This is a genomic window from Dietzia cercidiphylli (assembly GCF_014145145.1).
In the GTDB taxonomy this organism is placed as follows: domain Bacteria; phylum Actinomycetota; class Actinomycetes; order Mycobacteriales; family Mycobacteriaceae; genus Dietzia; species Dietzia natronolimnaea.
In genome coordinates this window covers 1-10,391 of sequence record NZ_JAALEA010000216.1, presented here as the reverse complement: position 1 = coordinate 10,391, position 10,391 = coordinate 1, and the positions used below count along the sequence as shown (strand labels likewise).

At 71.2% G+C, this 10,391-nt stretch carries 8 protein-coding genes and 1 pseudogene; all 9 read left to right on the top strand.

Annotation, left to right across the window (positions count from 1 at the left end):
- Positions 1-478: pseudogene (locus tag G6028_RS08340) on the top strand (acyclic terpene utilization AtuA family protein); the annotation flags it as partial.
- A gap of 145 nt (positions 479-623) precedes the next feature.
- Complete coding sequence (locus G6028_RS08335; protein WP_182658604.1) at positions 624-1,355, top strand: hypothetical protein; 732 nt, start codon at positions 624-626, stop codon at positions 1,353-1,355.
- 87 nt (positions 1,356-1,442) lie between these two features.
- The gene (locus G6028_RS08330) at positions 1,443-2,264 is read left to right on the top strand and encodes a TIGR03084 family metal-binding protein (protein ID WP_182658603.1); all 822 of its coding nucleotides are present in this window, start codon (positions 1,443-1,445) and stop codon (positions 2,262-2,264) included.
- On the top strand, positions 2,261-4,087 hold the full coding sequence (locus tag G6028_RS08325; protein ID WP_182658602.1) for an acyclic terpene utilization AtuA family protein: 1,827 nt from the start codon (positions 2,261-2,263) through the stop codon (positions 4,085-4,087). Before G6028_RS08330 ends, G6028_RS08325 begins: the two co-directional genes overlap by 4 nt.
- Positions 4,084-5,262 carry an acyl-CoA dehydrogenase family protein gene (locus G6028_RS08320; RefSeq protein ID WP_179525935.1) on the top strand — a complete coding sequence of 393 codons (1,179 nt, stop codon included), beginning with the start codon at positions 4,084-4,086 and terminating at the stop codon, positions 5,260-5,262. Before G6028_RS08325 ends, G6028_RS08320 begins: the two co-directional genes overlap by 4 nt.
- Positions 5,259-6,857 (top strand): acyl-CoA carboxylase subunit beta, encoded by a 1,599-nt coding sequence (locus tag G6028_RS08315; RefSeq protein ID WP_182658601.1) that lies wholly within the window; start codon positions 5,259-5,261, stop codon positions 6,855-6,857. The genes G6028_RS08320 and G6028_RS08315 overlap by 4 nt, the downstream gene beginning before the upstream one ends.
- 11 nt (positions 6,858-6,868) lie before the next feature.
- On the top strand, positions 6,869-8,944 hold the full coding sequence (locus G6028_RS08310; protein ID WP_182658600.1) for an acetyl/propionyl/methylcrotonyl-CoA carboxylase subunit alpha: 2,076 nt from the start codon (positions 6,869-6,871) through the stop codon (positions 8,942-8,944).
- Between the two features lie 5 nt (positions 8,945-8,949).
- On the top strand, positions 8,950-10,131 hold the full coding sequence (locus G6028_RS08305; RefSeq protein ID WP_179525932.1) for an acyl-CoA dehydrogenase family protein: 1,182 nt from the start codon (positions 8,950-8,952) through the stop codon (positions 10,129-10,131).
- A gap of 1 nt (position 10,132) precedes the next feature.
- Positions 10,133-10,391 (top strand): enoyl-CoA hydratase-related protein (locus G6028_RS08300; protein ID WP_338404184.1); only part of this gene is annotated, 259 nt, incomplete at its 3' end.

Sequence of the window (10,391 nt, the reverse complement as noted above, 5' to 3'; positions counted from 1 at the left end):
GCCCCGCCGGGTCGCCCGCCCGCTGGCGCAGGCGGACGCCGGACACACCGTCGTCCTCCCGGGCGGGGAACGCGTCGCGGTGCCCGTCCCGGTGGAGACCGCGGACATCGGGCCCGGCGAGCTGCCCACCCCGTGGTCGCGGGGGTCCGTGCCCGGTGGTGAGCCGGTGACGTCCGTGCTGGGTTCCGTCGCGAGCGTGCGTCGAGGCGTGGTCGGCCGAGGGGTGAACATCGCGGTCTGGACCTGGGACGACTCCGCGTTCGCGTGGCTGGCCGGAGAGCTCACGATCGACCGCTTCCGCGAACTCCTGCCCGCGCTGGAGGGCATGGAGACCCGCCGTTACCTGCTGCCCAACCTCCGCGCCGTCAACCTCGTGGCGCGCCCCCCGCGTGGTGTGCCGCTCGACAGCGGGCTCGGGGCCGACCTGGCCTCCGTCCGTCTGTCGATCCCCGGCGAACTCCTCGAGTTCGGACCGTGAGCCTCGTCGCGAGGCCCGGACCGGCGGAAATGGAGCGAACGTAGGACAGACCCCTGCGCCTCGGCTGCCTAGCGTCGGTGGAGACCGTCCATCGTCCGGGCCCGCCGGGCGCACGTCCCGTGCGGTCGTCTTACGAGGAGTCCGCATGACACGTTCGATCATCGCCAGAGTCCCGGTCGTCGCCGCCACCTCGCTGATGGCCGCGGCTGTGGTCGCGGTCGGGGCGCCGGTCGCCACCGCCCAGACAGGGTCCCCCTCCAGTGCCGAACTCAGCAGCGAGCTCGGGGACGCCGCCGGGAGTGTGCAGGAGTTGGAGGCCATCATCGAGGGGATGAACCCGGGTGCCCGGGGAGCGCTGGACAACGGGTCCCTGGCCAATCTCAACGAACTGATCGCGAACATCCGCAGTGGAGAGATCCTCGATGTGTTCCGGGTGGTGCAGGGGATCCCCGGGGGTTCGCAGGACATCATGACCCTCGCGGAGAGGGCGTCGCGCGGTGAAGTGGGGTGGGATCGGGTCCTCGCGGCGACCCAGGTGGTCCTGGCTCCGGTCACGCCGTGCAACACCTTCACCAATTCCGGGCGGCAGGGCATCTTCACCAACAGGCATGAGATCGGCCGCAGCGGCGGCGGCCGGGTACTGCTGCGGTTGGAGACCTATTACGTGCCCGACTTCGTCGAGGTGGCCTATGACGGAACCGTGCTGTGGACCACCCCGGGCTACGTGGGAACCAACGGAGACTGGCACGTATGGATCGACGTGCCCCCCGGTGTGTCGACATCGATGACGGTGAAGGTAGACGCCCCCGGAACGGCACCGAGTGGAATTACACGCTGGGGTGCCCGCTGTGACCCCCCGCGACGGCGGGTGAGGTGATCCTCCCGGACCGCACCGCGAGAACGCCGTGCCGAAAAGCAAGCAAGCATGCTTGCTTTATTCGAGGCTCGGTGGGAGTCTGATGCCATGCAGACGAACATCCGGCCCTCGGCGACGGAGGACCTGCACGCGGTCCTGGCCGCGCTCAGCGCCCGACTAGACGACCTCGTCGAGACCGCCGGTCCCGACGTCTGGCACCTGGACACCCCGGCCGTGGGCTGGGACGTGGGCATGCAGATCGCGCATCTGGCCTGGACCGACGAGGTCTCGGTCACCGCCATCACCGATCCGGACGACTTCCAGGGTGTGGTGGAGACGGCCATGGCCGATCCGACCGGTTTCGTGGACGCCGGTGCCGCCGAGATCGCCGCCACCGGCCGCGACGAGGTGCTCGCCCGGTGGCGCCTGGCCCGGGGAGAACTCGCGGACGCGCTCAAGGCCGCCGATCCGGGCGACCAGGTCCCGTGGTTCGGACCGCCGATGCGGCCGAAGTCCATGACGACCGCCCGGATCATGGAGACCTGGGCACACGGCATCGACGTCGCCGACGCCGTCGGGATCCCGCTCGACTCCGACCCGGCCTTCATCGCGGCGCTGCCCCACGTGGCCCGTCTGGGGTTCAAGACCCGCGGCTTCGCGTATCTGATGAACGGACTCGAGGCCCCGTCCTCGGAGGTCCACCTCGCGCTCACCCTGCCCGACGGCACCGTCCTCGAGTTCGGCCCGGCCGACGCCGAGCAGCGAGTCACCGGACCGGTGCTCGACTTCTGCCTGCTGGTCACCCAGCGCGTCCACCGCGCCGACACCGCCCTCGAGGCGGTCGGCGAGGACGCGGAGGAGTGGCTGCGGATCGCCCAGGCCTTCGCGGGCCTGCCCGGCGGCGGCCGCGAGGAGGGGGCGCGGGCATGACCGGGAGGAACCTCGCCGCGCCGCTGCGCGTGGGAAACATGTCCGGCTTCTACGGTGACCGCATCTCCGCGATGCGCGAGATGCTCGAGGGGGGCGAACTCGACGTCCTCACCGGCGACTACCTCGCCGAACTCACCATGCTCATCCTGGGCCGCGACCGGATGAAGAACGCGGACTTCGGGTACGCCAAGACCTTCCTGCGGCAGCTCGAGGACTGTCTCGGGCTGGCGCTGGAGAAGAACGTCAGGATCGTCGCGAACGCGGGCGGTCTCAACCCCGCCGGCCTGGCCGGCGCGGTCGTCGAGCTCGGATCGCGGCTGGGGCTGTCCCCGCGGGTCGCGCACGTCGAGGGCGACGACCTGATCGACCGGGTCTCGGAACTCGACATCCCGGCCGACGCCGGCTTCCCGGTCACCGCCAACGCCTACCTCGGGGGCTTCGGGATCGCCCGCTGTCTGGACGCCGGTGCCGACATCGTCGTCACCGGTCGCGTCACCGACGCCTCGGTCATCGTCGGTCCGGCGATCAGCCACTTCGGGTGGACCCGGACGGACCTCGACGCCCTCGCCGGCGCCACCGTCGCGGGGCACGTCATCGAGTGCGGGACCCAGGCCACGGGCGGCAACTACGCCTTCTTCAACCGCGGTGAGATCGCCGACCCCGTCACCCCCGGTTTCCCCATCGCCGAGATCGCCTCCGACGGCACCTCCGTCATCACCAAGCACGCCGGGACCGGGGGAGCGGTGACGGTCGGCACCGTCACCTCCCAACTCCTCTACGAGGTCACCGGGGCGCGCTACGGCGGGCCCGACGTCGTCACCCGCCTGGACACCGCTCGCCTCGAGCAGGAGGGCCCCGACCGCGTCCGCATCTCCGGTGTGCGCGGCGAGACCGCCCCCACCACCACCAAGGTGTCGGTGACGTGCCTCGGTGGCTTCCGCAACGAGGTCACGTTCCTGCTCACCGGGCTGGACATCGAGGACAAGGCCGCACTGGTCGAGCGCCAGATCCTGGCCGGCCTCGCCACCCGTCCCGCGGAGATCGACTTCCGCCTCAGCCGCACGGACCACGCGGACGCCGACACCCAGGCCGCGGCGACCGCACTGCTGACCGTCGTCGCCTGGGACCCGGACTCCGACGTGGTGGGCCGGGCGTTCTCCGACGCCGCGGTGGCCATGATCCTGGCGAGCTACCCGGGTGCCACGCCGAGCGCGCCCCCCGGTCGCGGCGGCCCGTACGGCGTGTACGTCCCCGCCTACCTCGACCAGGAGAAGGTGCCGCACGTCGCGGTGCTCCCCGACGGAACCCGGGTGGACATCGCGCCTCCGGAACACACGGAGGAGATGGGCGACGGTCACGCCTCCGACGGCCTCGACGCCGAGGGTGCATCGCTATCCCCGTCCTCCCGGTCGACGGCGTCCACCACGCGCAGGCCCCTGGGGGACGTGCTCGGCGCCCGCTCGGGAGACAAGGGCGGGACCGCCAACATCGGTCTGTGGGCCGGAGACGCGGCGGCCTACTGCTGGATGCGCGAGACCCTCACCGTCGACGAGCTGCGTCGCCTGCTCCCGGAGACCGCCGACCTCCCGGTCGAGAGATACGAACTGCCCCGCATCAATGCCGTGAACTTCGTCATCGACGGACTGCTCGGCAAGGGCGTCGCCCACGGCTACCGCTGGGACCCCCAGGCCAAGGGACTCGCCGAGTGGCTCCGCTCCCGCCTCATCGACGTGCCCGACGACATCACCGCCCCCGTACCCGCCGCTCCCGTACCCGCCGCCACGGCACCCGCCGAGCCGGCCCCCGCAGAGGAGAACGCGTGACCATCCCGCCGTACGTACCGGGGGATCCCTGGTATTCCGAGGAGAGTCTCGCCCTGCGCGAGACCACGACCCGTTTCGCCGAGCGCGAGATCCTGCCCCACCAGGACGAGTGGGAGGCCGCGGGCGCGTTGCCCCGCGAGCTGCACGCGAAGGCCGGCCGGCTGGGCCTGCTCGGTGTCTCGTTCCCCGAGGAGGTCGGGGGCGGGGGTGGCGACATGCGTGACTCCCTGATCGTCTGCGAGGCACTCCACGAGGCCGGCGTCGCCGGCGGCGTGTTCGCCTCGCTGTTCACCTGCGGGATCGCCACCCCCCACCTGGCCCAGTCCGGCCGACCCGACCAGATCGAGCGCTGGGTCAGGCCCACGCTCGCCGGCGAGTTGATCGGCTCCCTGGCCATCACCGAGCCCGGCGGCGGTTCCGACGTCGGACGCCTCACCACCACCGCCCGCCGGGACGGCGACCACTACGTCGTCAACGGCGCCAAGACGTACATCACCTCCGGTACCCGCGCCGACTTCGTGGTGACCGCCGTGCGCACCGGCGGTGACGACCTGAAGGGAGCGGCGGGCGTCAGCCTGCTCGTCATCCCCACCGACACCCCCGGTTTCCACCGCTCCGCCCCGCTGGAGAAGCTGGGCTGGCGTGCCTCGGACACCGCCGAGTTGACGTTCACCGACTGCCGGGTGCCGGTGGAGAACCTCGTCGGCGCCGAGCACGACGGGTTCGCCCAGATCGCCATCGGATTCGTGGGCGAACGCGCGGCGCTGGCCGCCCAGGGGTACTCCCACGCCCAGCGATGCCTCGACCTCACCCTGGACTGGGTGCGGGAGCGTGAGACCTTCGGCCGCCCCCTGCTCTCCCGGCAGGCCGTGCAGAACACCGTCACCGAGATGGCCCGCCGTATCGACGTCGCCCGCACCTACACCCACCGGTGCGTGGACCTGGCCGCGGCGGGGCACGACGCGATCGCCGAGGTCTGCTTTGCCAAGAACACCGCCGTGGAGTGCGCGGAGTGGGTCGCCAACGAAGCACTCCAGCTCTTCGGAGGTCTCGGCTACATGGCCGAGTCCGAGGTGAGCCGCCAGTACCGCGATGTCCGCCTCCTGGGCATCGGCGGAGGCACCACCGAGATCCTCACCACCCTCGCCGGACGACGTTTGGGGTACACCGCATGACCATCCTGCGTTCCACGCTCGACACCACCAGCGCCGAGTTCGGTGCCGCCAAGGCTGCGATGAAGGACAAACTCACCCAGCTCACCGCCGATCTCGAACCCGCGCTCGCCGGCGGCGGCGAGCGCAAGGTCGCCCGCCACCGCGAGCGCGGCAAGTTCACCGCCCGGGAACGGATCGACATGGTCCTCGACCGCGAGTCGCCCTTCCTCGAGCTGTGCGCTCTCGCCGCGTGGGGCTCGGACTTCCAGACCGGCGCCTCCGTGGTGGCCGGGATCGGCGTGGTCGAGGGCGTGGAGTGCCTGGTCATCGCGAACGACCCCACGGTCAAGGGCGGCACGTCCAACCCGTGGACGCTGCGCAAGATCCTCCGCCTCAACGACGTGGCCATGAAGAACCGGCTCCCGGTGATCAGCCTCGTCGAGTCCGGTGGCGCCGACCTGCCCACGCAGAAGGAGGTGTTCATCCCCGGAGGCGCGCTGTTCCGCGACCTCACGCGCCTGTCCAAGGCCGGCATCCCCACCATCGCCGTGGTCTACGGCAACTCCACCGCCGGCGGAGCGTACGTCCCGGGGATGAGTGACCACGTGGTCATGATCGAGGAGCGCTCGAAGGTGTTCCTCGCCGGACCCCCGCTGGTCAAGGCCGCCACCGGCGAGATCGCCGACGAGGAGACCCTCGGCGGTGCGGACATGCACGCCCGCGTCTCCGGCCTCGCCGACCACTACGCCCTCGACGAGGCCGATGCCGCACGCCTCACGCGCGGCATCATCCGCCGGCTCAACTGGTCGAAGTCCGGTCGGGCCCCGCGCGCCGAGGTCATCGAGCCGCTCTACGGCGCCGAGGATCTCCTCGGCATCGTCCCGGAGGACCTCAAGATCCCCTTCGACCCGCGCGAGATCATCGCACGCATCGTGGACGGGTCCGACTTCGACGAGTTCAAACCGCTCTACGGGGCGAGCCTGGTCACCGGGTGGGCCGAGATCCACGGCTACCCGGTGGGCATCATCGCCAACGCGCGCGGCGTGCTGTTCAGCGCGGAGGCGCAGAAGGCCACCCAGTTCATCGAGCTGGCCAACCGCTACGACACCCCGTTGGTGTTCATGCACAACACCACCGGATACATGGTGGGCTCGGAGTACGAGCGCGGCGGCATCATCAAGCACGGCTCGATGATGATCAACGCGGTCTCCAACTCCGAGGTCCCGCACCTGTCGCTCATCACCGCCGCGTCGTACGGCGCGGGCCACTACGGCATGTGCGGCCGCGCCTTCGACCCCCGGTTCCTCTACACGTGGCCGAGCGCCAAGTCCGCCGTCATGGGCGGTCAGCAGCTCGCCGACGTGGTCACGTCCGTGGCCGCCGCCGCCTCGTCCGCCCGGGGCGAGGAGATGACCCAGGAGACGATCGACGGTCTCAAGACCATGATCGCCGACCAGATCGAGAAGGAGTCGTTGCCGGCCTTCCTGTCCGGGATGCTCTACGACGACGGCATCATCGACCCCCGCGACACCCGGACCGTGCTGGGTCTCAGCCTGTCCGCGATCCACTCCGGAGAAGTCGCCGGAACCGACCGCTTCGGCGTCTTCCGGATGTGAGGAACACACCCATGCAGAATTCACCCACCCCAGCCCCGATCACCTCGGTCCTGGTCGCCAATCGCGGGGAGATCGCCCGCCGTGTCCACCGCACCGCCCGCGCCCTGGGCATGACCACGGTGGCGGTCTACTCGGACGCCGACTCGGGCGCCCCGCACACCCGCGAGGCCGACGCCGCGGTCCGTCTCCCCGGCAACACCCCCGGGGAGACCTACCTGCGAGGTGACCTGGTCATCGCCGCGGCCAGGGCCGCCGGAGCCGACGCGATCCACCCCGGGTACGGGTTCCTGTCCGAGAACGCCGGGTTCGCCCGCGAGGTGATCGACGCGGGGCTCACCTGGGTCGGCCCGCCGGTGGCCGCCATCGAGGCCATGGGCTCCAAGATCGAGGCCAAGAAGATGATGGGCGAGGCCGGAGTGCCCATGCTCGCCGACCTCGAGCCCGCCGACGTCACCGAGGACATGCTCCCGGTGCTGGTCAAGGCCTCCGCCGGTGGTGGCGGACGCGGTATGCGCGTGGTCCGCACCCTCGACTCGTTGCACGACGAGATCGCGGGCGCCCGGCGTGAGGCCAGGTCCGCCTTCGGCGACGACGCCGTGTTCTGTGAGCGGTACCTCGAGCGCGGCCGTCACATCGAGGTCCAGATCATGGCGGATTCGCACGGCACCGTCTGGGCGGTGGGCGAGCGCGAGTGCTCCATCCAACGCCGCCACCAGAAGGTGATCGAGGAGGCCCCGAGCCCGCTGGTCGAGCGGACCCCGGGGATGCGGGAGAAGTTGTACTCGGCGGCCCGCGACGCCGCGTCCGCGATCGGGTACACCGGCGCCGGCACGGTCGAGTTCCTGGCCACCGACGACGGCGAGTTCTTCTTCCTCGAGATGAACACCCGTCTCCAGGTCGAGCACCCGGTCACCGAGGCCACGACCGGACTGGACCTGGTGGCGCTCCAGCTGGACGTGGCGGCGGGCCTCCCCCTGCCGTCCACCACACCCCCGGCCGCCCACGGCTGGTCGTTCGAGGCCCGCCTCTACGCCGAGGACCCGGCGAGCGACTACACGCCGGGTTCCGGAACCCTGTGGGCGCTCGACGTCCCCGGCGTCTCCTCCCGATTCGAGGGCCCGCACCGCCCGGGCATCCGGGTGGACAGCGGTGTCGAACCCGGGGCGGACGGCGCGGTGATCGGCGTGCACTACGACCCGATGCTGGCCAAGGTCATCTCCTACGGCCGTACCCGTTCCGAGGCCTGCGCCTCGCTCGCCGGCGCGCTGACGCGGGCGAAGATCCACGGCCTGACGACCAACCGCGCCCAGCTGGTCCGGGTCCTGCGCCACCCGGAGTTCATCGCCGGCAACCTGTCGACCGCGTTCCTCGACGATCACGGTGCGCAGGCGCTCGCCGCCCCGCTCGCCGACGACGAGGCCGTGGCGATCTCCGCGCTGGCCGCCGCGATCGTGTCCGGGACCGCCGACCACGCCGCCGGGCCGGTGGCGCTGGCGCAGGCGGGCTTCCGCAACGTCGGCCGCACGCTCCAGAGGCGGACCTACCGGTTCGGGGAGGACGAGCTGGAGGTGGCGTACATCCGCGACCGCTCCGGCGCCCACGCGGACGGCGATCTCGCCGAGGTCGTCCGCGTCGGACAGGTCCGCCCCGACTCGGTGGACCTCGAGGTCAGGGGAGTGCGCCACACCTTCTCCGTGGCCCGGTACGAGGTGGTGGGCTCCGACACCGTCGTGGAGGTGGACTCGCCACTCGGACCGGTCCCGCTCATCGAACCGCCCCGGTACTCCGATCCCGGCGCGGAGGTCGCCGCGGGTTCGCTGCTCGCCCCCATGCCGGGTGCGGTCATCCGGGTGGCCGTCTCCGTCGGGGACACCGTCACCGCCGGCCAGCCGCTGCTGTGGATGGAGGCCATGAAGATGGAACACACCATCTCCGCCGCCGTGGACGGCATCGTCACCGAGCTGCCCGTCGAGGTCGGCACCCAGGTCGAGACCGGCACCATCCTCGCCGTCGTCGCGGAACCCGACAGCACCGACGCCGACAGCACCGATCCCGCCAGCACCGACACCACCACCCCCCAGGAGTGACCACGATGACCGACATCTCTCAGATCCCCAACCCCGTCGTCGACACCGAGGAGCAGAAGCAACTCCGCAAGGTCGCCTTCGACCTGGGCTCGCGATACGGCATGGAGTACATGCGCGAGAAGTCCGACGCCGGCGAGACCACCGACGAGCTGTGGACCGAGGCGGGCAGGCTCGGACTGCTGGGGGTGAACCTGCCCGAGGAGTACGGCGGCGGCGGGGCCGGCATGACCGAGCTCGCGATGGTCGAGGAGGAGCTCTCCGCCGCGGGCGCCGGGCTGCTCATGATGGTGGTCTCGCCCGCCATCAACGGCACGATCATCTCCCGCTTCGGGACCGAGGAGCAGAAGAAGCGCTGGCTGCCCGGCCTGGCCTCGGGCGAGATCATCACCTCGTTCGCCATCACCGAGCCGGACGCCGGGTCCAACTCCCACGCCATCACCACCACCGCACGCCGGGACGGCTCGGACTTCCTGCTCAGCGGGCAGAAGACCTACATCTCGGGAGTCGACCAGGCCGACGCGATCCTCGTGGTGGCCCGACTCGAGGGCGCCGCGAGCGGCAAGCTCCAGCCGGCCCTGTTCATGGTGCCGACCGACGCCCCGGGACTCGAGCGCACCCACATCCCCACCGAGGTGCGCACGCCCGAGCGGCAGTTCCAGCTGTACTTCGACGACGTGCGACTGCCCGCGGACGCGCTCATCGGCGACGGCGACACCGCGCTGCTCATGCTCTTCGCGGGCCTCAACCCCGAGCGCATCATGGCCTCCGGGATGGCGATCGGTTCCGCCCGCTACGCGATGGACAAGGCCACGAAGTACGCGAACGAGCGCACCGTGTGGAAGACCCCGATCGGCGCCCACCAGGGGATCGCCCACCCCCTCGCCCAGTGCAAGATCGAGCTGGAGCTGGCCCGGCTGATGATGCGCAAGGCCGCCGCGCTCGTCGACGCCGGCCTGGACGACCTCGCCGGCGAGGCCGCCAACATGGCCAAGTACGCCTCCGGAGAGGTCTCCGCCCGCACCGTCGACCAGGCCATCCAGACCCTCGGCGGCAACGGGCTGTCGGTGGAGTACGGACTCGCCGGCATGCTCGCCGCGTCGCGCCTGCCCCGCATCGCCCCGGTCAGCCGGGAGATGATCCTCAACTACGTGGCCCAGCACTCGCTCGGGCTGCCGAGGAGCTACTGAGGTGGCCGCGGCGGACGATCAGACCGTGGGTGTTCCGGTGCTGGTGCGCTACGAGGTCTCCGGGGGCGCCGCCCGCGTGACCCTCGACTCGCAGCACAACCGCAACGCCATCTCGACCGCCCTGGTCGAGCAGCTGCACACGGCGCTCGACCGGGCGGCCGCGGACGACGGTGCCCGCGTGGTGGTCCTCGGTCACGCCGGCGGGACCTTCTGCGCCGGTGCCGACCTCAGCGAGGCCTCCGCGGCCGGGGCCGACCAGA